The organism is Anoxybacillus sp. EFIL (assembly GCF_013096955.1).
In the GTDB taxonomy this organism is placed as follows: Bacteria; Bacillota; Bacilli; order Bacillales; family Anoxybacillaceae; genus Anoxybacillus; species Anoxybacillus ayderensis.
Map to the genome: position 1 here is coordinate 78594 of NZ_SDLH01000001.1, position 24137 is coordinate 102730.

General features: G+C 41.7%; 29 protein-coding genes. All 29 read right to left on the reverse strand.

From position 1 onward, the window contains the following. Nucleotides 1–3 precede the first annotated feature (3 nt). The 29 genes from ES017_RS00355 to hslV all read right to left on the reverse strand — a co-directional run bounded on the left by ES017_RS00355 (nt 4) and on the right by hslV (nt 24130). Nucleotides 4–873 carry a MinD/ParA family protein gene (locus tag ES017_RS00355; protein ID WP_021094196.1) on the reverse strand — a complete coding sequence of 290 codons (870 nt, stop codon included), beginning with the start codon at nt 871–873 and terminating at the stop codon, nt 4–6. Then, nucleotides 870–1976 (reverse strand): flagellar biosynthesis GTPase FlhF, encoded by a 1107-nt coding sequence (flhF, locus tag ES017_RS00360; protein ID WP_021094197.1) that lies wholly within the window; start codon nt 1974–1976, stop codon nt 870–872. The genes ES017_RS00355 and flhF overlap by 4 nt, the downstream gene beginning before the upstream one ends. Then, nucleotides 1973–4009 carry a flagellar biosynthesis protein FlhA gene (flhA, locus tag ES017_RS00365; protein WP_021094198.1) on the reverse strand — a complete coding sequence of 679 codons (2037 nt, stop codon included), beginning with the start codon at nt 4007–4009 and terminating at the stop codon, nt 1973–1975. The genes flhF and flhA overlap by 4 nt, the downstream gene beginning before the upstream one ends. A 31-nt stretch (nt 4010–4040) precedes the next feature. Continuing rightward, nucleotides 4041–5123 (reverse strand): flagellar biosynthesis protein FlhB, encoded by a 1083-nt coding sequence (gene flhB, locus ES017_RS00370; protein WP_021094199.1) that lies wholly within the window; start codon nt 5121–5123, stop codon nt 4041–4043. Between the two features lies 1 nt (nt 5124). Next, on the reverse strand, nt 5125–5904 hold the full coding sequence (gene fliR / locus ES017_RS00375; RefSeq protein WP_081977232.1) for a flagellar biosynthetic protein FliR: 780 nt from the start codon (nt 5902–5904) through the stop codon (nt 5125–5127). Then, nucleotides 5901–6170 (reverse strand): flagellar biosynthesis protein FliQ, encoded by a 270-nt coding sequence (gene fliQ, locus ES017_RS00380; protein ID WP_021094201.1) that lies wholly within the window; start codon nt 6168–6170, stop codon nt 5901–5903. The genes fliR and fliQ overlap by 4 nt, the downstream gene beginning before the upstream one ends. 14 nt (nt 6171–6184) lie before the next feature. Continuing rightward, nucleotides 6185–6850, reverse strand: a complete 666-nt coding sequence (fliP, locus tag ES017_RS00385) for a flagellar type III secretion system pore protein FliP (protein WP_021094202.1) — start codon at nt 6848–6850, stop codon at nt 6185–6187. After that, on the reverse strand, nt 6843–7469 hold the full coding sequence (gene fliZ / locus ES017_RS00390) for a flagella biosynthesis regulatory protein FliZ (RefSeq protein ID WP_021094203.1): 627 nt from the start codon (nt 7467–7469) through the stop codon (nt 6843–6845). Before fliZ ends, fliP begins: the two co-directional genes overlap by 8 nt. Before the next feature lie 12 nt (nt 7470–7481). Further along, entirely contained in the window at nt 7482–7841 is a 360-nt protein-coding gene (locus tag ES017_RS00395) for a chemotaxis protein CheY (protein WP_003394872.1), read from the reverse strand. 19 nt (nt 7842–7860) lie between these two features. Continuing rightward, complete coding sequence (fliY, locus tag ES017_RS00400) at nt 7861–9012, reverse strand: flagellar motor switch phosphatase FliY (RefSeq protein ID WP_009732897.1); 1152 nt, start codon at nt 9010–9012, stop codon at nt 7861–7863. Further along, on the reverse strand, nt 9002–10000 hold the full coding sequence (gene fliM, locus ES017_RS00405) for a flagellar motor switch protein FliM (RefSeq protein WP_021094204.1): 999 nt from the start codon (nt 9998–10000) through the stop codon (nt 9002–9004). The genes fliY and fliM overlap by 11 nt, the downstream gene beginning before the upstream one ends. A 31-nt stretch (nt 10001–10031) precedes the next feature. Continuing rightward, complete coding sequence (gene fliL, locus ES017_RS00410; protein WP_081977235.1) at nt 10032–10445, reverse strand: flagellar basal body-associated protein FliL; 414 nt, start codon at nt 10443–10445, stop codon at nt 10032–10034. A gap of 1 nt (nt 10446) precedes the next feature. Next, nucleotides 10447–10674: a flagellar FlbD family protein gene (locus ES017_RS00415; RefSeq protein WP_021094206.1), complete on the reverse strand. Its 228-nt coding sequence runs from the start codon at nt 10672–10674 to the stop codon at nt 10447–10449. A gap of 40 nt (nt 10675–10714) precedes the next feature. Beyond that, nucleotides 10715–12031 (reverse strand): flagellar hook-basal body complex protein, encoded by a 1317-nt coding sequence (locus ES017_RS00420; RefSeq protein WP_021094207.1) that lies wholly within the window; start codon nt 12029–12031, stop codon nt 10715–10717. 77 nt (nt 12032–12108) lie between these two features. Beyond that, nucleotides 12109–12471: a TIGR02530 family flagellar biosynthesis protein gene (locus ES017_RS00425; RefSeq protein ID WP_021094208.1), complete on the reverse strand. Its 363-nt coding sequence runs from the start codon at nt 12469–12471 to the stop codon at nt 12109–12111. Nucleotides 12472–12484: 13 nt separating this feature from the next. Next, nucleotides 12485–12952, reverse strand: coding sequence for a FlgD family protein (locus tag ES017_RS00430; RefSeq protein ID WP_021094209.1), 468 nt, complete (start codon nt 12950–12952; stop codon nt 12485–12487). A gap of 5 nt (nt 12953–12957) precedes the next feature. Then, nucleotides 12958–14331 (reverse strand): flagellar hook-length control protein FliK, encoded by a 1374-nt coding sequence (locus ES017_RS00435; RefSeq protein WP_021094210.1) that lies wholly within the window; start codon nt 14329–14331, stop codon nt 12958–12960. A gap of 14 nt (nt 14332–14345) precedes the next feature. Beyond that, nucleotides 14346–14954: a MotE family protein gene (locus ES017_RS00440; RefSeq protein ID WP_021094211.1), complete on the reverse strand. Its 609-nt coding sequence runs from the start codon at nt 14952–14954 to the stop codon at nt 14346–14348. 6 nt (nt 14955–14960) lie between these two features. Then, a complete protein-coding gene (fliJ, locus tag ES017_RS00445; protein ID WP_021094212.1) occupies nt 14961–15404 on the reverse strand; it encodes a flagellar export protein FliJ in 444 nt (147 codons plus the stop codon). Nucleotides 15405–15411: 7 nt separating this feature from the next. Beyond that, on the reverse strand, nt 15412–16725 hold the full coding sequence (fliI, locus tag ES017_RS00450; RefSeq protein ID WP_075039038.1) for a flagellar protein export ATPase FliI: 1314 nt from the start codon (nt 16723–16725) through the stop codon (nt 15412–15414). Next, a complete protein-coding gene (fliH, locus tag ES017_RS00455) occupies nt 16722–17501 on the reverse strand; it encodes a flagellar assembly protein FliH (protein WP_042533867.1) in 780 nt (259 codons plus the stop codon). The genes fliI and fliH overlap by 4 nt, the downstream gene beginning before the upstream one ends. Continuing rightward, a complete protein-coding gene (gene fliG / locus ES017_RS00460; RefSeq protein ID WP_009732885.1) occupies nt 17485–18501 on the reverse strand; it encodes a flagellar motor switch protein FliG in 1017 nt (338 codons plus the stop codon). The genes fliH and fliG overlap by 17 nt, the downstream gene beginning before the upstream one ends. A gap of 13 nt (nt 18502–18514) precedes the next feature. Further along, a complete protein-coding gene (gene fliF, locus ES017_RS00465; protein ID WP_075039037.1) occupies nt 18515–20101 on the reverse strand; it encodes a flagellar basal-body MS-ring/collar protein FliF in 1587 nt (528 codons plus the stop codon). Nucleotides 20102–20130: 29 nt separating this feature from the next. Further along, nucleotides 20131–20421 carry a flagellar hook-basal body complex protein FliE gene (gene fliE / locus ES017_RS00470; RefSeq protein ID WP_021094216.1) on the reverse strand — a complete coding sequence of 97 codons (291 nt, stop codon included), beginning with the start codon at nt 20419–20421 and terminating at the stop codon, nt 20131–20133. Nucleotides 20422–20432: 11 nt separating this feature from the next. Continuing rightward, a complete protein-coding gene (gene flgC, locus ES017_RS00475) occupies nt 20433–20870 on the reverse strand; it encodes a flagellar basal body rod protein FlgC (RefSeq protein WP_009732882.1) in 438 nt (145 codons plus the stop codon). Nucleotides 20871–20873: 3 nt separating this feature from the next. Further along, nucleotides 20874–21254, reverse strand: a complete 381-nt coding sequence (flgB, locus tag ES017_RS00480; protein WP_009732881.1) for a flagellar basal body rod protein FlgB — start codon at nt 21252–21254, stop codon at nt 20874–20876. A 145-nt stretch (nt 21255–21399) separates the two neighbouring features. Continuing rightward, a complete protein-coding gene (gene codY, locus ES017_RS00485) occupies nt 21400–22179 on the reverse strand; it encodes a GTP-sensing pleiotropic transcriptional regulator CodY (protein WP_021094217.1) in 780 nt (259 codons plus the stop codon). A 12-nt stretch (nt 22180–22191) separates the two neighbouring features. Beyond that, nucleotides 22192–23574: an ATP-dependent protease ATPase subunit HslU gene (hslU, locus tag ES017_RS00490; RefSeq protein ID WP_171334597.1), complete on the reverse strand. Its 1383-nt coding sequence runs from the start codon at nt 23572–23574 to the stop codon at nt 22192–22194. A 13-nt stretch (nt 23575–23587) separates the two neighbouring features. Next, nucleotides 23588–24130 (reverse strand): ATP-dependent protease subunit HslV, encoded by a 543-nt coding sequence (gene hslV / locus ES017_RS00495; protein ID WP_021094219.1) that lies wholly within the window; start codon nt 24128–24130, stop codon nt 23588–23590. Nucleotides 24131–24137 lie beyond the last annotated feature (7 nt).

A 24137-nucleotide genomic window follows, 5' to 3' on the forward strand; every position in this document is an offset into this window, starting at 1 on the left:
AACCTACCTTTCTAAAAAGTATTGACGCAGCTTGGCAAAAAAGTGAAACGGGCGCTTCTCTTTCCCCTCATGCTCTTCATCTGCTAAATAGCGATCTGTCATTTGTACTACCGCCTTGCTCGCCTTCGCACTCGGATCAAACAAAAGAAAAGGCGTTTGACGAATAACAGCTGTGCTTACTGTTCGATCTTCTGGCACATATCCTAAGGCATGTAACTCTTTTCCTAAAAAACGTTTCGCCACTTGTTTTAAACGTTGTAACGTTTCGATTCCTTCTTTATCCGAACGCACACGATTCACTAGCACATAAATCGGAAGGTGTGGGTCCGCTAAATGAATGTATTTCATCGTTGCGTATGCATCAGTTAAAGCGGTTGGTTCAGGGGTTGTTACGATGAAAATATCATCAACCGCCTTTAACAATTGAAGACGATCTTCGGACATCCCCGCTCCCATATCAAAAATGATGTAATCATATTGCACAGAAACGTGTTGTAACTGTTCAATAAAATATTCCACTTGTTGTTCGTCCATATGAAAAATTTCGGTAAATCCCGTTCCCCCTGCAATAAACGCCAACTCATTCGGTCCTGTCTTTATAATATCATGAATGGTGACATTTGGACGAAAAATATCGATGATCGTATGGGATGACGTTTGTCCAAGTAAAATGTCGATATTTCCCATTCCGATATCCATATCAAACAACAATACATGTTTCCCCCGCTGACGTAGCGCTAATGAAAAGTTTAGCGAAACGTTCGACTTTCCAACGCCACCTTTTCCACTTAACACAGCAATCGCTTTCGTTTCTGAACCGTGTTGCATTTTTTTCACACGTAAACGTAAGCTTTCCGCTTGATCTCTCATCATTGTTGCTCGACCCCGGTAATCATATTTGCCACAAGTTGTGGAGTAGCTTCAACGATATCGTCTGGCACGTTTTGCCCGTGCGTCATATACGCTGTACCGATACCGCATTGAACCATCATATTTAACATCGCCCCATGCCGACTCGTTTCGTCCATTTTCGTGAAAATAAATTTATGAATCGGAATGAGGGAAAACTGTGTATAAATTTCTTTCATATCTCGCCATTTCGCTGTTAACGATAAGACGAGAAATGTTTCCATTTCTTCATTAAAATCGATCATTTCTTTTAAATCGTTCACATATTGGACGTTGCGAAAATTTCTTCCGGCCGTATCAATAAAAACAATATCGTACGATGTAAGCTTCTCTTTTGCTTGGCGAAAATCGTCAAGATTGTAACATACTTCAATTGGCACATTTAAAATTTTTGCATATGTTTTTAGCTGATCAATCGCTGCGATGCGATACGTATCGGTCGTAATAAATGCTACTTTTTTTCTATGTTTAATGACGCAATCGGCTGCCATTTTCGCCAGTGTCGTCGTTTTTCCAACCCCTGTTGGTCCAACAACGTTAACGAATTTTTTTTGAAAAGAAATACCGCCGAACGAAAGAGAAGATAATGTGTTTACAATTTCCTCATAAAGCCATTTCTTTACTTCGTCATACGATCCGTTCGCTCCCGACGTGTACCATCGTTGCAACAAAGTAGACATGAACATCGCTCGCACATCATCGCTTACTTCTTGATCAATTAAATGGGCATCTATCGCTTTTAACGGAGCGGGGTAATGCTCAACTCCCCCTCCTTGTGACAACTGACGGATCGTCGCTTTTAATTCATGAATTTCTTTTAATAGCTGTTCATCACGCAACGGTTCTGTGCGCTCTTTTCGTTTTTCTTTCATTTTTTGAACAGGCGGAGTGGTTGGCTTTGGATCAACGGCAGCAATCACTTCAATATTTTTTCGGGAAAATAGACCAAGAAAGCCCTTTTTTTGTACGACTTTCGAGTTTAAAATAACAGCATCATTTCCAAGTTCCGCACGAATCATTTTCATCGCTTCTGGCATAGACGAAGCAACAAACTTTTTTACTTTCATTCCACATTCACCACCCCAACACTTTGAACTTCCACATTGGCTTCAAGTTCATTATACGACAAGACCGGAACGTGACGGAAATATCGTTCGGTTAATTGTCTAACATACATGCGCACAGCCGGCGAGCAAAGTAAAATCGGTGATTGATCTTGAAACGGAAATTGCTCAATTTGCATAGCAATCGCTTCAATAATCGCTTGTGAAACAACGGGATCAAGCGCCAAGTAATTGCCGTGTTCCGTTTGTTGCACGCCTTCGGCAATCATTTTTTCAACTTTTCCTGATAATGTAATAACACGCAACGGCTGACCTTCAACAACATACTGGCTCGTAATTTGACGCGCGAGCGCTTGACGCACATATTCTGTTAAAAGATCTGGATCTGTTGTCATTCGTCCAAAATCTGCAAGCGTTTCAAAAATAACCGGCAAATTGCGGATCGATACTTTTTCACGTAATAAATTCGCAAGCACTTTTTGAATGTCGCCAACCGATAGTGGATTCGGCGTCACTTCTTCAACTAAAATTGGATACGATTCTTTGACATGATCGATTAACTGCTTCGTTTCTTGTCGACCGAGCAACTCATGCGCATGCGCTTTTAACAGCTCAGTGATATGCGTCGATACGACAGATGGCGGATCAACGACCGTATATCCAAACATTTCAGCTCGCTCTTTCATTTCTTCGGAAATCCATTTTGCTGGCAAACCGAAAGCCGGCTCAATCGTATCGATTCCTTCAATGGAATCATCATCAACGCCAGGGCTCATCGCTAAATAATGATCAAGCAACAACTCGCCACGCGCCACTTCATTTCCTTTAATTTTTAGTCGATACTCATTCGGCTGCAGTTGAATGTTATCACGAATGCGAACAACAGGAATGACGATACCAAGCTCTAAAGCAAGTTGGCGACGAATCATGACGATACGATCTAATAAATCTCCGCCTTGATTAGCGTCAGCAAGCGGAATGAGTCCGTACCCAAACTCAAATTCAATTGGGTCGACACTTAATAAACTAACAACACTTTCTGGACTTTTCATTTGATCGGTTTCGATTTCCTCTTCTGTCTCTTCTGTTGTCGTTTCTGCCACACGAGCTTGTTTTGTCAATTGATATGCGCCGAAAGCAAGCAAAGAAGCAATCGGAATCGTTAACAAATCATTAATTGGAGTGAACAACCCGAGTAAAAAAATGGTTCCCGCTGTGACGTATAACATTTTCGGATACGCAAACAGCTGCCGCATAATGTCGGCACCTAAATTATCATCAGAGGCTGCACGGGTGACGACAATACCAGTGGCCGTTGAAATTAATAACGCTGGAATTTGGCTAACAATTCCGTCCCCAACGGTCAATAGCGTATATCTTCTTGCTGCTTCCCCGATGTCCATCCCTTGTTGCACCATGCCGATGACGATTCCAAATAACATGTTAATTAATACAATAATAATTCCTGCGATCGCGTCACCTTTTACGAACTTACTCGCTCCGTCCATCGCACCGTAAAAATCCGCTTCTTGCGCAATTTTTTCACGTCGTTCTCTCGCTTGTTGTTCGGAGATAATGCCAGCATTTAAATCGGCATCAATGCTCATTTGTTTTCCCGGCATCGCATCGAGCGTAAAACGAGCCGCAACTTCTGATACGCGCTCCGCCCCTTTTGTAATGACGACAAATTGAATAATAATTAAAATTAAAAAGACAACAAAACCAACAACAACATTTCCACCGATGACGAACGTTCCAAACGTTTCAACGACTCCTCCTGCTTCTCCTCTGCTCAAAATCGAGCGAGTCGTTGAAACGTTCAAACCGAGGCGAAATAATGTAAGCAAAAGGAGAAGCGAAGGGAAGATCGAAAATTGGAGCGGTTCGCGCATATTCATCGATGTTAAGAGAACGAGCAACGCAAGAGAAATATTCATAATAATGAGGATGCTAAGCAACCATGATGGTAGAGGGATGATGAGCATCGCTACAATTAATACAACCATAAGTAATACAGATAAGTCCCTTGCCGACATAAACGTTCTCTCCTGTTCACATACATAAAAATTAAAGTTTATTTTTCGTTTTATAAACGTACGCTAAAATTTCTGCTACCGCTTTAAAAAAAGCTTCCGGAATAACCATACCGATATCTGTTTGATCGTATAGTGCGCGCGCAAGCGGACGATTTTCAACGATCATCACATCGTTTTTTTTAGCGATATCTTTTATTTTTTGTGCCATATAGTCTGCCCCTTTGGCAACAACGATCGGGGCATCCGCTTGTTGTTCATCATACTTTAACGCAACGGCAAAATGCGTCGGGTTTGTAATAACAACATCCGCTTTCGGCACTTCTTGCATCATACGGCGCATCGCCATTTCTCGCTGCTTTTGCTTAATGCGCGATTTAATGAGCGGGTCTCCTTCCGTCTTTTTATATTCATCTTTAATATCTTGCTTTGACATACGAATATTTTTTTCAAAATCGTACCGTTGATACAAATAATCGAATATCGAAAGAAACAGTAAAGCGACAGAAGCGACGATCCCCATTTGAATCGTTAAACGTCCAAGCGTGATCGCACTAGCACCAATTGATTTATGGGATAGCGATAAAATATCACCCATGTGCAACCATAAAACTGAAAATGTCACAACGCCAACAAACAGCACTTTTAAAATCGACTTTAACAATTCTACAAGTGAACGAAGGGAAAAGATGCGCTTGAATCCTTGAATCGGATCGAGTTTACTTAGTTTCATTTGCAACGGTTCTGTCGTAAACAAAAAGCCAACTTGCACAAAATTAACAAATAGCGCTGCGGCAATCGCGGCTAAAAAAATCGGTCCAACAAGCATCGCAAGCTGGCGAAGAAGGTCAACGAAAATCAGCTGCACAGAATCAACCGTCACATCCATGAAAAAATAATGTTGAAAAGATTGACGAAACAGTCGTACAATCGCATCTCCCCACACGCCCGAAGAAAACGAAAGAGTAAGAAAAACGACGAGCATTAAAAAAGCTGCAGTCGCATCAGCACTTTTCGCTACTTGCCCTTTTTTGCGCACTTCTTGCCGTTTTCTCGGCGTTGCTTTTTCTGTTTTTTCTCCGGCGAAAAACTGCAAATCAACCGACAGCCAGCTCACGTTACGCGCCCCCTAACAGCTTCATCATGCCGCGCATCGACGTAAAAGTGAATTCAAACAGTTGTTTTGTTACGACAAACATGCTTGAAAATACAATGACAAACAAAACAAAACTAACGATAATTTTTACAGGCAATCCAATAACAAAAATGTTCATTTGAGGAACGGTGCGTGCGACAATGCCAAGCGCTACATCCACTAAAAATAAACAGCCGACAATGGGAATGGCCATTTGTAACGCAATGACAAACATCGCTTGAAATAAACGAACGACTTGTTCTGCGATTTGTCCATTTCCGAAAGAAATGAGGCGCTCGAGCGGAATGAACTGATAACTATAAAAAATACCGTCTAACAACAAATGATGTCCATTGACGGCAAGTAAAAAAAACAAAGCGATCGTATACAAATATTGTCCCATTAATGGGCTTTGTGCGCCTGTTTGTGGATCGATGACGTTTGCGATCGCAAAGCCCATTTGAAAATCAATGAGTCCGCCCGCAATTTGAATCGCTGACATGATAATAAACGCAACAAGCCCAATCAACAGCCCGACAAGCACTTCTTTAATTAGCAACATCATATACGTTCCGTCAACATCGATCGGTTTCGGATCAAGGGAAAAAAACATGATCCAACTAATGAAAAAGGCAAAACCGATTTTATGAACGTTTGGCACATTCCGATAAGAGAAAAGCGGCATCGTCGCAAAAAAGGAAGCGACGCGCGCAAAAATAAGCAAAAACGTTGGTACATACGTGTATAACTCCATACGCTTCATCCTACAAATTTACTTAAGTTACTAAAAATATTGTATGCATACGAAATCATGCGCGAAAGCATCCACGGTCCGAAAAAAACGAGACCGATGAGAACAGCGACAATTTTTGGAACGAACGCTAACGTCTGTTCTTGAATTTGTGTCGTTGCCTGCAAAATGCTGACAAATAATCCGACCGCAAGCGCAAGCAACATGAGCGGTCCACATACGATAAGCACCATATATACGCCGCGTTCTGCCACTTGAATGACAAAATCGGGACTCATTTTTCCCACCTACTTTAAAAGCTTTCTAATAACGATTTCACAACTAAATACCAACCGTCCACGAGAACAAATAATAAAATTTTAAACGGCAACGAAATCATGACCGGCGGCAACATCATCATCCCCATCGACATTAACACGCTTGCAACAATCATATCAATCACTAAAAACGGGATGAATAGCATAAAGCCGATTTGAAAAGCCGTTTTTAATTCGCTAATCGCAAATGCAGGGACGAGTGCTGACATCGGAATATCTTGCACCGTTTTTGGCTGTTCAGCTCCTGCATAGCTTAAAAATAAAGCTAAATCTTTTTGCCGCGTATGTTTGCTCATAAACTCTTTCAACGGCACTTCGGCTCGTTCATATGCTTGCTCTAAGTTAATTTTTTCATCAAATAACGGTTGTAAAGCGTCACGGTTAATTTGTTGAAATGTCGGTGCCATAATAAAAAATGTTAAAAATAGCGATAGCCCGATGATCACTTGGTTTGGCGGCATTTGTTGCGTGCCGAGCGCTGTTCTGACAAACGATAAGACGATGACGATGCGCGTAAACGATGTCACCATAATTAAAATGCCAGGTGCAATCGACAACACGGTTAACAACAATAACAGCTTCACAGATGTCGCTACATTGTCAGGGGCGCTATTGTTAAAAAACTGCATCACTTCATTCATGTGGATCCCTTTCTTTTTCTAGCGCTCTCATCGCTTTTTTTCGCTCTTCAGCTAACCGTTGTAACTCGCGATCAAACAACTGACGAAAACGAGGTTCGCTCGCTTTTCGCTGCCAAAGCGATTGGAGCGATTTCCATACGCTCGTATCAAGCAATGAATCAAGCCGCGCTTCATGTTGCTTAAGCAGCTCTTCAATTTCTTGTTCGTCCGTAATTTCTTTCAATAAATGGATCGATTCCCCCACACCGACGACAAACACACGTCGACCAACTTTCACAATTTGAATCGTTCGATTCGTTCCTAAACTTGTCCCACCTAAATGTTGAATGAGCCCTTTTCGCTCATAAAATCGGTTTTGTTTATTTAGCCATTTTAAAAGGGTATATAACAAAAACACAACAAAAGCCGTTGCAGCGATTAGTTTCGCAAAATCCCAAAACGTAATCGGATCTGGTTGGGCAACCGTTTCCGCTTTCGTTGCCCCGTTCACTTGTTGTTCTTTACACTTTTCTGGATGCTCTACACATTCTTTGACGCTATTCGTTTGTTCTGCAAAAGCAGGGGAAACTGCTTGCAGAACAACGAACGCGCACAACATCATGATGCGAATATAGCGCAATGAATTCCACCTCTAACCGAGCGTTTTATTAATGGCTTCAATAACGCGATCTGCTTGGAACGGTTTGACGATAAAGTCTTTTGCTCCTGCTTGAATCGCATCAATGACCATCGCTTGTTGTCCCATGGCCGAACACATAATGACTTTTGCGTTGCTATCAATTTTTTTAATTTCTTTCAACGCTGTAATGCCGTCCATTTCTGGCATCGTAATGTCCATCGTAACTAAGTCTGGACGAAACTCTTTATATTTTTCTACCGCTTGCGCTCCATCAGCTGCCTCAGCAACGACTTCATGTCCGTTTTTCGTTAAAATATCTTTAATCATCATTCGCATAAATGCTGCATCATCAACAATTAAAATTCTCGCCATTCTCCAAAAACCTCCCAAATTATCGTAATTTGTTTAATCGATCGCTCTGGCTAATAATGCTTGTCACGCGCACGCCAAAATTTTCATCAATGACAACGACTTCACCTTTGGCGATCAATTTATTGTTTACTAAAATGTCAACCGGTTCACCAGCCAGCTTATCGAGTTCGATAATGGACCCTGACGATAAACTTAAAATATCTTGAACAGAGCGCTTCGTTCGCCCAAGCTCTACCGTCACTTGCAACGGAATATCAAGCAACATGTCGAGATTGCGCGATTCCGTCTCTGGCAACGGCGCTGGTTCAAAACTTGCAAAAGCAACAGGCTGAACGTTGACAGGCTGCTGCACAGCTCCGGTTCCTACATGTTGAGGAGCTTCTTTTTGCGTTTGTTGAGCCGGTGAAGGCGCTTGTTGTGTTTGTGCGGATGGCGCGGTTTGACGTGGCTCATTCGTATTTATTGTAGCTGATGTTTGTGCCTTTGTACTAGACGGATTTAATAAATTTTCGACTAATTCTTTCGCAAAATGAATCGGCAACAGTTGCATAATGTTCGAATCAATTAAGTTGCCTACTTTTAAACGAAACGATACTTTTACAAGCACATCGTCTGGCGGTAAATATTCAAATCCTTCTCCTTCTGATAAATCAAGCAAATGTAAACTTGGCGGAGAAATATCGACTTTTTTACTAAAAATCGTCGACATCGATGTGGCAGCGGAACCCATCATTTGGTTCATCGCTTCTTGCACGGCACTTAGCTGAATTTCATCCATGAATGCTGGCGGATTTGTTCCGTCTCCACCCATCATCAAATCAGCAATAATGGCCGCGTCAGACTGCTTAATCACAAGCAAATTCGTTCCTAAAAATCCTTCCGTATAGCTCACTTGAATCGCCACATACGGATGTGGAAACTCCTCTGCCACGCGTGCACGCTCAATGAGCGAAACGCTCGGTGTTGTAATTTCCACTTTTTGATTTAATAACATCGAGAGCGCTGTCGCTGAACTACCAAACGAAATGTTTCCAATTTCACCAAGTGCATCTTGTTCGATCGGTGTTAACACTTCATCGATCGACATTGTGCTAGACGGCATCGGGTCTTCGTCAATTCCTCGCAACAACGCATCAATCTCGTCTTGAGATAACATATCGTCACTCATCATCGCCGTCTTCCCCCTTTATCACATCTAAAATTTGTACGGCTAATCGTTTATTCATTTTTCCGGGCTGTCCAATAAACTTCGGCACATCTCCTACTTTAATCACAAGCGGATCACGCACGGTTTGATCTAGTTGAATGACATCGCCAACGGAAAGTTGTAAAAATTCTTGGATAGAAATGGTCGATGTACCAAGCTCTGCAATCATCGGCACTTTCGTTTGTTTTAGTCGCTTTTGTAACGTCGCCACTTCTTCTGGTTCGCGCGCTTTTTTTTGCGTTTGCATCCAATAATGAACCGATAATTTCGGAATAATTGGTTCTAACACAACATGCGGAATACAAATATTAATCATGCCACTCGTATCACCAATTTGCGTATTTAACGAAATAACAACAACCGTCTCATTTGGTGATACCATTTGTAAAAATTGCGGGTTTACTTCAAAATCAGTTAACATCGGATCGATATCCGCTACCGACTCCCACGCTTCACGCAAGTTGCTAAACGCTTTTTCAAACAAATTTGACATAATTTTTGTTTCGATTTCTGTTAAGTTTTCAATTTTGTTCAAACTTACCCCTCTGCCGCCTAATACGCGATCAAGCATCGCATAAGCGATATTTGGGTTCACTTCTAACAGCACGCGTCCATCAAGTGGAGGGACTTCAAACACTGTTAAAATCGTCATTTTCGGAATGGAACGAATAAATTCCTCATACGGCAATTGGTCAGCCGATGCGACAGAAATTTGTACATATGTTCGCAACTGCGCTGAAAAAAATGTCGTTAATAATCGGGCAAAGTTTTCGTGCATGCGCGTTAAACTGCGAATTTGGTCTTTTGAAAACCGCAATGCCCGTTTAAAGTCATACACTTTTACTTTTTTCTCTGCTTCTTCCTTTTTCAATTCATCGGCACTCATCTCTCCAGCAGATAGCGCCGCCAGCAACGCATCTATTTCACTTTGCGATAAAACTTCTCCTGACACCGTTCTCACCTCCTACTCCTATTCATTTTATTTACTGGAGAATAAAGGAGGTTATATAAATTTTCTCAACTTTTCCTTCTTGCATGACCTCATTGATACGCTCTTGCAATTTTTTCTCTAAAAGTAGTTTTCCTTGTTTTCCTTTAAACTGTTCGGCTGTCATTTCTGACAATTCTTCAATAATGATATTTTTAATTTGAAAATCGCGTTTTTCTGCTTCTTCTTTTGCTTTTTCGCTATCTGTTTGAATTTTAAACGCAATTTTAATAAAGCTGCCGTCCATTAAATTCGTCATCATTTCCGGTACATCAAATGAGCTTGCAACAATTTCATCGACCGTCGGTTCTTTCGGCTCATCGTTCCCCATAAACTTCATGACAACGACAAGTGCGACAACACTAACGAGCGTAATAACCCCCATCACAATAAGCATGATTTTTAACATTTTATTGTCCTTCAACGTCGGATCCCTCCGCATCTCTCCTTAATCCGAGAACAGAAATGTTACGATAAAACGTTTCTACTAATAACATAACATCTTCAACAGACTCCCGCACGACAAACTTTTTACCATTCGTTAACGTAATTGTCGTATCTGGGAATGCTTCCACTTGCTCTATGTAAATGGCGTTTAACGTAAAAGGTTTGCCGTTTAACCGCGTTAATTGAATCATTATGTATCGGGGGCAAACGCCCCCGTCCCCCCTTTATTTATTATTTCTTCAAGTTAACAAGCTCTTGTAAAATTTCGTCCGACGTTGTAATAATGCGCGTATTTGCTTGGAATCCGCGTTGTGCGACGATCATTTCCGTAAATTCTTCGGATAAGTCTACGTTCGACATTTCTAAAGCGCCGGAAATAATTTCGCCCGCGCCGTTTAAACCAGGGCGCGATAACTCATTAATCGTCAAACCGTTCGCATTTCGGTCAAGCTTACCGGAGTTGTTTGTTTCTTTAAACGTATTGCCGCCCATTTTTTCTAAACCGGTTGGGTTTGGAAATTGCGCCAACAAAATTTGTCCAGCAATTTTTAATTGTCCGTTGCTATCAATAAATGTCACTTTTCCGTCCGCTGTAATTCCAAAGCTTTTCGCTGTTTTCGGAATTTGAATTAGCCCTGGTTCAAAACTTGTCACGTTGCCGTATTTTGGCTCGCTATAATCTTGCAACACTTGTTGAATGCTCTCAATAGCCCCACTAATTCCTTCCAAGTATGGACCCATCATTTTTTCTGCTTGATCTAGCGTACTTGGCCATCCGCTCGTCGGAATCGTTGTCATGTTGTTAATACTTGCTTTTGGAGAAACATTGTTATTAAAGTTGCCCACATTTGTATTCATATTGTTTATTTGCGTATTAAAGTTATTGATAAAAGTATTAAAGTTAGAAAACGAAGGAGGGTCAAAGTTATTTTTCCAATTTTGAACAAAATTAACTAATCCACTAGATCCATTAACAAAGCTATCGAGCTGAGTTCTTAAAGTGTTCACTTGAGTAAGGTTCGTGGCAGAAGGCAATGTTTTAATCGCTGCTTCACCAATTAAATACTGTCCATCTGCATTTACGACATATCCATACTCATCTAAATAAAAGTTTCCAGCACGTGTAAAGCTTAAGTTAAAGACACGGTCGATCGGTACACCTGTATTTACTTTATTTGTTCCTAATTTCCCAGCCGGTCCATCCATACTAATTAACGTTACATCGTTAATCGAACCGACGACGAAAAATCCGTCGCCACCGAGCGCTAAGTCAAGTGGGCGCGATGTTGTTTGCGTCGATCCTTGCGTATGAATCGTTTCAATTGAACCGAGGCCGCTTCCTAGTCCGATTTGTTTGCCGTTAATTCCTCCACGCGTTCCTGTTGATGATGTCGCCGCGGAAATTTGTTGGGAAACGAGATCTTTAAATGTGACGCGCGCTTTTTTATAGCCATACGTATTGACGTTAGAAATATTGTTACCAATCACGTCTAATTTATATTGAAAGTTGCGAATACCACCAATGCCTGTAAACATGGAACGTAACATATAATCCTCTCCTTTTCATCATTTGAGCGGCTTCTGTCATTCCGCACGCTCGAAGGCTTCCAAATGAAGGTCCAGCCTTATATAATAATCGCACCATTGATGTTTGTGAACAGTTGCGTTTGCGCTTCTTCACGATGCATTGCTGTAATGACCGTTTGATTCACAGCGCTGACAATGAGTGCCGCTTCATCTGTAATGACGAGCGAATCGCGCACCCCTTTTTGTTTCGCTTCGACAATTTTTTGTCCGATCATTTCCCATTGTTCATCGTTAATATGAATATTTCGTTCTTGCAATCGTTGTTGAGCATGTTTGCTTATTTTTAACGTTTGTTCAGCTTTGGCAAGCTCATCCCGAAACGATTGTCGCTCTGTTGAAACGACCGCTTGTTTTTTTGTCGGAATAAGCGGAGTGTGCGGGAAAAATTGAATGCGATTCATTCACTCACCTCCTTTATTGCGACACTTTTGTGACGCGAGAGGCTAAAACAGTTTCCCCTTGTTCAAGCTCTAACCATACTTCCGTTCCTTTTTGAACGACCGCTTTCACAACGCCGCTTTGTTCATCCCATGTGACCGTTTTGCCAATCCATTCGCTATATTGAGCAAGCGATGGCGTCGATTGTTGTTGAATTGACTTTTTTAACAAATCTAGCGTCGTCACAAGTTTTTCTGATGTACCTGTTTGTGTCTCGATAAATTTGCTCATCATATTTGACATATTTACCATTTGTTCAAGCGATGAAAAATTCGCCATTTGCGAAATAAATTCACGGTCTTCCATCGGATTTAACGGATCTTGATGCTGCAATTGGGCAATTAAAATTTTTAAAAAATCATCTTTTCCTAATGAGCTTTTTCCTGTTGCTCTTTGTTGTGTTTGACGCTGTGATAAAAATAAGCTCGGATCAATGGCTGTCACGTTCATCACCTCTTTTCAAAGTCAAACCATTCTTTCAACCACTCATCAAAAGATTCGTCATGTTGTTTCTTTTGTTCTTTTTGTTGTTCTTGGTGCTGCTGTTTTTGTTGTTGGAATGAATGGTCGCGAAATTTTGCTTCATCAAATACATGAAACTTCTCAACGGTAATATGATCAACAATATGTGACAGCTGATGAATATGTTGTTCAACTAACTGTTTCGCCGCATCGGTTGATGTAATCATTTTTGCCGTCAATTTTCCTTTTTGTTGAATGAGCTTAATTGTGACATACCCTAAATGTTCCGGATGCAAACGAATAAGCATTTGTGTATTGCCATTTTTCCATTGCGTCAGTTTACTTGTTCGCAAAATGCGTTCAAACTGTGTAACAAAAGGCGTATCTTTTGTTGTATCGATCGTTTTGAGTTCCATCGGTGCATGTTCATTTGTTTGCCCGACATGTAACATATGTTCATACTTGGGAGCAATCGGTTGTTTACGATCTTGTAATAATGATGTAGGTTCTTTTTGGGCAAGTAGCTGTGCTTGTGATAACGATGTAAATTGTTTTTGGACAGCTTGTTTCTCTTGCGTTAATGAGCCAACATCTTTGGAATCCACTTGTTGCCCTTGTAATAGTGCAACGCCTTTGGAATCCACTTGTTGCCCTTGTAATAGTGCAACGCCTTTGGAATCCACTCGTTCCCCTTGTAATAATGCAGCGCCTTTTAAATCAAATCTTTGTTCTTGCAAACGTGATGTGAATGGCGCATCTTTCAACAGATTTTCGAGCGTGCGATCGTCTGGCGTGTGAGACGTAGCAATCGCTCGTTTGTCACTCTCGTTCATTTCTTTTATTAAATTTTGCAACATCGCTGTCATCGTGCTACTTTGCTCATCACCCATGCTAAACATCGTGCGCATCTTTGTGCGTACTTGTTCGATGATCGGCTCTGGAATCGTCTGCTGCTTTTGTTCGAGTTGAAACAATACCATCATAAGCGCAAGTTCATCTTCTTCGTTTCGATCATTTTCTGACGCAAACATCGTTTCAAACGGTTGACTTGTTGAAAAACGATCGACCATTTTCTCTCTTACTTCTTCTGGTAAAAAAGAAAGGAACGACTGTATCATTTCGTTTGACAACATGTCGGCATCTGCATACGTGACATCGTCCGGTAGTTGCGTCAACCATTGTTGCAATGCTTCCCAATCGATTGATTGCACCATATGTTGCTCAGGCGATGGTTGTAGTGCCGACTGTTGCCGTAGCGACAAAAGCAAATGAGCAAATGCGTTGCCATCATTCGTTTGGACCGTTGTTTGTGCCTGTTGCCCTCGAAACGAAGTCAACGAGGAAATCGGTGCGATATTCATGTTTTCACCTCCTTTCAATTGTTCGCTTTTTTCGCAAGCAAGCTCGTATATTTTGCGGCGTTTGCTGCATCCATTTTTTCTAAAATGGCCGCCACTTTATCTGTTTTTAGTTGCGAAAGCAAATCGACAGCTTCGCGGTCCGACATTTGCGGAATAATTTCTGCTGCTTTTTTTGGAGACATCGTTTCATACATTTTCACAACGTCCACACGTGAAGTGTTTGTTTGTTCTGTTGGTGGCGTTGTCGGCCCCTGAGCTTGTTCTTTTTCTGCTTTCAGACGCGCAATTTCTTGTTTCAGCGCATCAATTTCCCCTTCTTTTTCTTTGAGCGCATCGTTCGCTTTTGTTAGTTGTTTCTCTTTTTCGACAATCGTTGCTTTTAGCTCAACGATTTGTTCTTGTAGTTTCTTTTTTTCGTTTGCTTCCGTTCCTTCAATCCATTGTGATACGAACGGCAATTGACTCGCATATTTTTTCCCTTGTTCAAATACGTTAATACCGGAGAATGTTAAAATAAGTAAAACAACCGAGATTGTAAATAAAAGTGGAATAAAAACGACAAAGAGAAACCATTGAAACTTACTTGTTTTTTTCGTTTCTTCTTCTTTTTCAAACTGTTCCATTGACGCTCACCTTGTCTCTCGATAGCAATATTGCTGTATTGAAATATCGTCCATCTGCTTTTGTTCTGCGATTCGCATTTGTGTTGCAATCATATCGTCATATTTTTCTTTTATTTTTTCGTATTTTTTCACTTCTACATTCAATTCAACTAACTTCAGTTGTTTCAACTCCATTTGTTGTCGGGCTTGCATGACAAGATGTTGATAATGGTCGATAACGCGTTGCAAATTGCTCATAAATTGTTGAAACGAACGAATATGTTGAATCGCTACCCCTAATTGTAGTTGTTGTTTATGTTGTTCTTCATAATCTTCTTTTTGCTTTAAAAAGTGATATAGTTTTTCCGCCACTTCTTCAAATCGGTTGCGCGCTTCTTCATATTCGTGCAACGCTTTTTGTTTTTCATGTTCTTTTAAGTTTAAAATTTTTGTTAATTTAAATGGTGTCATCGTTTATTCACCCTTGTTCAATAAGTTGAAACAACTGTTGAACGCTTTCGTTTATTGTGTACGATTCATGAACATCTTGCTTTAAAAACGAAATAATTTTTGGATAATAACGAATCGCTTCGTCGATTTCTCGCGACGATCCTCGTTTGTATGCACCAATTTGAATTAAATCTTCAGACTGAACGTATGTCGCTAACAACTCACGCAACTTTTCCGCCATTTTGCGATGTTCTGGCGTTACGATGTAGTTCATGACGCGGCTTACGCTTTTTAATACGTTAATTGCCGGATATTGACCTTTGTTTGCTAGTTGTCGTTCTAATACGAAATGACCGTCTAAAATACCACGAACTGTATCGGCAATCGGTTCGTTCATATCATCGCCGTCAACGAGCACCGTATAAAAAGCAGTAATCGTTCCGTGTTCATTCGTTCCCGTCCGCTCAAGCAGTTTTGGTAACATAGCAAAAACAGACGGCGTATACCCTTTCGTCGTCGGTGGTTCTCCGACGGCTAATCCGACTTCACGTTGCGCCATTGCTACGCGCGTGACGGAATCCATCATAAACATGACGTTCAACCCTTGATCCCGAAAATATTCGGCAATAGCTGTCGCTGTATACGCCCCTTTAATGCGCATAAGGGCTGGTTGATCGGACGTCGCAACAACGACAATGGAACGTTTCAATCCTTCTGAGCCAAGGTCACGTTCAATAAACTCGCGCACTTCTCTTCCGCGTTCTCCAATGAGAGCAATGACGTTTAAATCGGCGTTTGTGTTGCGGGCAATCATTCCCATCAACGTACTTTTTCCAACGCCAGACCCAGCAAAAATGCCAACGCGTTGCCCCTTTCCAACCGTAAGCAAACTGTCGATCATTTTCACGCCGACTTCAATAGGCTCCGCAATCGGTGGACGCGTCATCGGATTTGGCGGTTGACGATCGATCGGAACAGCCGTCAGCCCTTTCGGAAGCGGCTGATCATCGAGCGGAGCACCTAACGCGTCAATGACACGTCCGACAAGCGCAGTACCTACTTTGATTTCAAGAGGGGCACCCGTTGCTTCAACAATGCACCCTGGGGCGATGTCTTGCACGGTTGCGTACGGCATTAAAAGCACATATTCGTCACGAAATCCGACAACTTCGGCTTGAATTTTTTTCTTTTTTTTATGACCAATATGAATGTAGCATACATCTCCGATGGAACTTTCCGGTCCTTTCGCTTCAATCATTAAGCCGATGACGCGCGTCACTTTACCAAATCGTTTATACGGGTCGAGCAGTTCGATCTCATGAATAAGTGCTTGCCAGTTCATTCACTTGCCCCCTCGATTCGCTCGAGCAATTGTAACTTCAATTGCTCAAGTTGCGTGTCAACGCTTGCATCAATACGACCAAACGGCGATTCAACAATACAACTTGTTTCAGCCAATGTGTCATCTGGGTAAATAAATAAATGAACGTCTTGACTAAATAGCGCTTTCAGCTCATCTTTTTGGCGAATGACGACATCATAGTAAGTCGGGTGAACATACATTTTCACTTCTTCATGTTCACGAACTTCTTTAATGACTTGCTTCACAAGACCGAGAAAATGTTCTTTATTTTCAGCGAGACGTTCACCGATAATTCGTTCCGCCACTTTGCACGCGATAAGCAAAATCGTTTCATCAGCCGACTGCAACATGTGATAAAATTGTTCATTTGCTGACTGCACAATTTGTTTCGCTTCTTGGATCGTTTCCATGTATTGTTGAAATCCGTCTTGGCGCCCTTGTTCTAAGCCGATGGCATATCCTTCTTGACGCGCTTCGTTCACCCATTGATCTCGTTCTTCTTCCCATCGTCTCCGCTCTTCTTCCATTTGTTGTTGAACAGATGCGTAATACATATCCGCTTCTTGACGAATGTTTGCCGCTTCCTGTTCTGCTTGTTCAATGATCATTTGTGCGTGTGCTGTCATCGCTTCGTCATGTTGCTCGTGTTCTTCTTGTTGCACGTCTGGCAACACTTTTTTTACTTGAATGACGGCTCGTTGTTCCGTACACGTTCTAGCAAATGGGGCTTTAATTAATTTAGACAATAATATCATCTCCTCCACCGCGAGCGACGACAATTTCACCCGCTTCTTCGAGACGACGAATAACCGCAACAATACGCGATTGCGCCTCCTCTACGTCGCGAAGGCGAACAGGACCCATAAACTCCATTTCTTCTTTAAACGTTTCCGCCATGCGTGAAGACATGTTGCGGAACACGACTTCTTTCACTTCATCGCTAGACACTTTCAACGCAAGCAACAAGTCGGCATTGTCCACTTCGCGAATGACACGTTGAATCGCGCGATTATCAAGCGTAACGATATCTTCAAAGACAAACATGCGCTTTTTAATTTCTTCTGCTAATTCTGGGTCTTGAATTTCAAGCGCATCTAAAATTGTTCGTTCTGTTGCGCGATCGACACCGTTTAACACTTCGACAACCGCTTCAATACCACCCGTTTGCGTATAATCTTGCACAACTGTCGTCGATAGTTTCCGTTCGAGCACTTGCTCAACTTCATTAATCATTTCTGGTGATGTGCGATCCATTAACGCGATGCGACGCGCGACATCCGCTTGCATTTCTTGTGGTAACGCGGACAAAATTTGTCCCGCTTGCGCAGGGTCTAAATACGACAGCACGAGCGCAATCGTTTGTGGATGTTCGTTTTGCAAAAAGTTTAAAATTTGCGCAGGATCCGCCTTGCGTGCAAAATCAAACGGGCGCACTTGCAACGCGGACGTTAGACGATTAATAATGTTCATCGCTTGCTCTGGCCCTAGCGCTTTTTCAAGCACTTGTTTCGCGTAAGCAATACCGCCTTGTGAAATGTAATCTTGTGCTAAGGCGATTTGGTGAAACTCTTCTAAAATCATTTCTTTTTTCTCGCCATCAACTTGACGAACGTTAGAAATTTCAAGTGTGAGCTTTTCGATTTCTTCTTCCGATAAATGTTTATATACCGATGCTGAAACGTCTGGTCCTAATGAAATGAGGAGAATGGCTGCTTTTTGTTTTCCTGTTAATTCTTTTGGATCGCGTTTTGCCATACAATCCCCTCCTTTACTCCTCTGCAAGCCATGTTCTTAACAGTTTCGCAAATTCTTCTGGCTTTTCTTTTGCGAGCTTTTCAAGCTGCTTCCGTCGCAATGTAGCCTCCGTTTCTACTTCTTCGTTTACATCTGGAATTTGTACGGCCACTTGCTCTTCTTGCAATGGTCGTTCGTCCATTTCTTCTTTCTTCCGTTTGCGCAACCATAAAAAGACGACCAAAGCAAGCAACAACACGATGACTCCGCCACCAACAATATATGCCCACGTCGGAATGGCTGATGTTTGTTCGTCAAACTGCACTTTTCCGTTAAACGGTTGTACTGAAACGACGACGCGGTTTTGCAAATCTGCATCTGTCCATTGTCCAGCGATCTCTTTATCAACGGACGTCCGCACAATCGTACCTAAAATTTTTGTAATGTCATCAACCGTTTGGGCAGGAAGTGAATTTGGATCGTTTCGTTTCGGTGGCTCAACCATTACTTGAATGCCTAAATCTTTTATTTTATAAGGACTTGCTACAATTTCTCTTTTTATTCTATTAACCTCGTTATTAATTGTTTCTTCAATTCGTTCATAATCCCCGGTTGTCTCGCCGTTGGCACCTTCATATCCTGGTATAGCGTTCTCACCCGTTCCTACTGTACCACCTGCTTGAGCTCCTTTGCCGGAAAACGTTTCAGTAATGCGCTGGACGCTTACTGCGATGCCTTCCATATTTTCTTTATCGACTGGCTCAACAAGCTCTTCTTGACGGTTTTCTTGCGTAAAATCAACGTCTGCTGTAACAGAAACGACAACTTTATCTTGTCCGATCATCGTTCCTAACATTTGTTGAACGCGACGTTGAATGTCGCGCTCAATTTGTTGTTTCACTTCGTATTGTTCAGCAAACGTTTTGCCTGACGAAAAATTTTCTTCATTTTTTAAGTCAAAGTACTCAAAATATTGATTCATAATGACGATATTTTCAGTAGGAAGGTTCGGCACGCTTTTGGAAACAAGGTGATATAGCGATTTAATTTGCTGTTCATTAAACTTATATCCTGCCTTCGTTTTCAAAACGATGGATGCAGATGCCTCTTCCTGTTGGTCACCAACAAAGATGGTCGGCTGGGGTAGATTAATCATCACCTTTGCATCTTCTACCCCGTCGATACTTTTTATTAGATTGGCGAGCTCTGTTTGCATCGCCTCAATTTTCAACACGTTAAATTCATTATCCGTCATCCCGAAACCAGAGTTTTTTCCGAAAAACGAATAATCAATACTTCCGCTATCCGGAATGCCTTCTGCAGCTAGCTCCACTTTTAATGTATTCACAAGCTGTTCAGGCACTAAAATCGTCGTGCCGTTATCCGTAATTTGCGACTTAATTCCCCGCTGGTCAAGCGTCGCTTTAATTTGTCCTGCTTCTTGTGGCGATAAATTGCTGTAGAGAGGAACAAAATTCGTTCGCGTCGCAAAAAAAGCAGTAAGCGCAACAGCGACGACCAACAGCCCGACAAGTCCTATTGCCATCATTTTTTGCTGTTTTGTTCTCTCGCTCCAAAACAATTGAAATCGTTCTATCGCTTGTTTTAATCGCTCGTTCATACGCTTCCTCCGCTATCTCTTGAGGTCCATTATACTTGCATTCTCATCACTTCTTGATATGCTTCAATGACTTTATTGCGCACTTCAATCGCTAATTGAAGCGACACGCTCGCTTTTTGCGAAGCGATCATCACGTTGTGTAAGTCAACGTTTTCTCCTTTTGCTAACTTTGTCGTGAGCAAATCTGACTCGATTTGCTGTTTATTTACTTCATTTATCGCTTCTTTTAAAAATTGTGAAAATGCCCGTTGTGCTTCCACAGGCTTTATCGTTTGTTGCTGTACAGCTGATGGTAATGTACGTTGAATGCGATCAATCATCATTTATCCCCCTATTTCCCGATTTCTAGCGCCTTCATTAACATTCCTTTCGTCGCGTTTAACACCGTCACATTCGCCTCATACGAGCGCGTAGCGCTCATTAAATCAACCATTTCTTTTAACGGATCGACGTTCGGTAGCTGCACATATCCGTTTTCATCTGCATCGGGATGAGATGGATCGTACACAAGTTTAAATGGGGTTTGATCTTCGACAATTTTCGTCACTTTCACCCCACCTGTTGACCGCTCGTTCATCGCTTGATTCAAAAAAGAAGAAAACGATTCGTTCGGTTGCATGACAACCATTTTTCGACGATATGGCTGCCACTTTCCATCGACCATTTTGGCGCGAGTCGTATCGACGTTCGCCATATTTGCTGAGATGACATCCATACGCAACCGTTGAGCAGTTAACGCAGAGGCAGACACATTGAAACTTTGAAACATGTATTATTTTCCTCCCTTAATGACCGTTTTTAAGGAGTTAAACTTTCCGTTTAAACGTTCAACTAACGCGTTATAGTAAATTTGGTTTTGCGCTAAATCCGACATTTCTTTATCTAGATCGACATTATTCTTATTATGATTGTAAACGAGATCGTTTTTAGTTGTCACGAAAAATTTGTTAGTACTTCCCTTAAACTCAAAATGGCGCGGATCGGTACGATACGCTTGCAACGCTTGCTGAAATTCAGTGCGAAACTGAACATCTTTCGCTTGAAAGTTTGGTGTATCGACATTCGCAATATTGTTTGCGATCACTTTTTGCTTCAATGATGAATAATTTAATCCTTGTTCTAGTATTTGGAATGTATTTGAAAACAATTTCACGGCATATTCCTCCTTGTAAAGACACCGTTCGACAACACACCTCTATTGTAAAAAATTATTTATGTTATGTATATAGGGAACATTGGACTATTTTTCACATACTTTAACAAAAGAGGCATCTTCACGAGAAAGATGCCTTTTTGTTTTAATGATGTTTTAACTTCTCGAGTTCCGTTAAAAACTTATCGTTTAATACTTTAATATACGTTCCTTTCATTCCGAGCGAGCGAGATTCGATGACTCCGGCACTTTCTAGTTTACGAAGTGCGTTGACAATGACGGAACGCGTAATGCCGACACGATCGGCAATTTTACTCGCAACGAGCAAGCCTTCTGTCCCATCTAATTCTTCAAAAATATGCTCGATTGCTTCTAATTCACTATATGAAAGAGAGCTGATCGCCATTTGTACGACCGCCTTGCTGCGCGCTTCTTCTTCAATTTCTTCCGCTTTTTCACGCAAAATTTCCATTCCAACAACTGTCGCTCCGTATTCAGCTAAAATTAAATCATCGTCGTGAAACTCTTTATCTAATCGAGATAAAATGAGCGTTCCAAGGCGTTCCCCGCCACCGATAATCGGCACGATCGTCGTTAAGCCATTTTTAAATAAGTCTTTATTTTCAATTGGAAATGCCGTATACTCGCTATTAATATCAAGATTTGGCGATGTTTCTGTAATATGAAATAAGTTTTTCGTATACTCTTCTGGAAATTGACGGTCCGCTAACATTTTTTTCATTCGTTCATTTTCAATCGTTTGTTTAATCGCAAAGCCGAGCAACTTTCCGCGACGGCTTACAACGAAAATGTTTGCTTCAATAACTTCGCAAAGCGTTTCTGCCATCTCTTTAAAGTTCACAGGCTTTCCAGCCGCGTTTTGCAACATCGCATTAATTTTTCTCGTTTTTTCAAGTAAATTCATATCGCATCCTCCTTATAAAATAAACTGACTTAAATCTTTATTTCTTACAATGTTCCCTAGTTTTTGCTCCACATATTGTGGGGTGATAACTACCTTTTCAAGATGTACGTCTGGCGCTTCATACAATAAATCTTCTAACAATTTTTCCATAATCGTATGAAGGCGGCGCGCACCAATGTTATCCGTTTGTTGATTCACTTCAAAAGCGACTTCTGCGATTTTACGAATAGCATCGTCAGAAAATTCCAGTTGTATACCTTCTGTAGCAAGTAAAGCGATATACTGTTTTAAAAGTGCATTGTTCGGTTCAACTAATATTTTTACGAAATCATCTACTGTCAGTTTCGTCAATTCAACGCGAATCGGAAAACGCCCTTGCAATTCTGGGATTAAGTCGGACGGTTTCGCCATATGAAACGCCCCAGCAGCAATAAATAAAATATAGTCCGTTTTGACCGGTCCGTATTTCGTCATGACAGTTGAACCTTCCACAATCGGTAAAATGTCGCGTTGCACCCCTTCACGCGAAACGTCAGCTGATGAACCGACCTGCCCTTTTCGAGCAATTTTATCAATTTCGTCAATAAAAATAATGCCCGATTGCTCTGCGAGTCGAATCGCTTCTTGCGTGACTTCGTCCATATCGATCAACTTTTGCGCTTCTTCGTTGGCAAGGACGTGGCGCGCTTCTTTTACTTTTAATTTTCGTTTTTTCCGCCTTTTCGGCATAAAGCTACTTAACATATCTTGCATATTTACGCCCATTTGCTCCAAACCAGCGCCTTGAAATAAGTCAAACATCATCGGTTGTTGCTCTTCGATTTCAACCGTCACTACTTCGTTTTCTAACTGCCCATTTGCCAATTGCCAAGCGACTTGTCTTCGTCTTTCGGCAAGCTGTTGATCGTCGCTTCCGTTTGTCGTTTGTTGTTCCGCTGCACCGCCAAACAAAAGTTCAAACGGATTTTTCATCGGTTGTTTCGTTTTCCCAGGTACAAGCAGTTCAACAAGCCGTTTGTTCGCTAATTGTTCCGCTTGTTCTTTTACTTCGTTCATTTTTTTCTCTTTCACGATGCGCACAGACGTTTCCACGAGATCGCGCACCATCGACTCTACGTCGCGACCGACATAACCGACTTCCGTAAATTTCGTTGCCTCTACTTTTACGAATGGAGCGCCAACAAGTTTCGCTAATCGCCGTGCAATTTCTGTTTTTCCAACACCAGTCGGTCCAATCATTAAAATGTTTTTCGGCACGACTTCATCGCGCAACTTTTCATCTAATAAACTGCGGCGATAACGATTTCTTAATGCGATCGCAACCGCTTTTTTCGCTTCATGCTGACCGACGATAAACTGATCAAGCTTTTCAACAATTTGTTTTGGCGTTAACATGCCGCTCCCTCCTCTACAGCTCTTCAACAATAATGGAATCGTTTGTGTACACGCAAATATCGCTCGCTACTTTTAATGCCGCTTCCGCAATTTGCTTCGCTGTGAAATGTTCACCTGCATACGTCTTTAATGCCCGACCAGCTGCTAACGCATAGTTACCACCGGAGCCAATCGCTAACATGCCATCGTCCGGTTCAATGACTTCGCCTGTTCCAGAAATGAGCAAAAGATGTGTTTCATCCATGACAATTAACATCGCTTCTAATCGGCGCAACACTTTGTCGCTCCGCCACTCTTTTGCTAGCTCAACCGCTGCCCGTTGTAAATTTCCGTTGTATTCTTCTAACTTTCCTTCAAACATTTCAAATAGCGTAAACGCATCAGCTACCGCCCCTGCAAAACCAGCTAACACTTTGCCATGAAAAAGTTTACGAATTTTCCGCGCTGTATGTTTCATCACTACGGCATTGCCGAACGTCACTTGACCGTCGCCCGCCATCGCTCCTTTTCCTTGATGGCGAATGGCAAAAATCGTCGTCGCATGAAATTGACTCATAACCCAT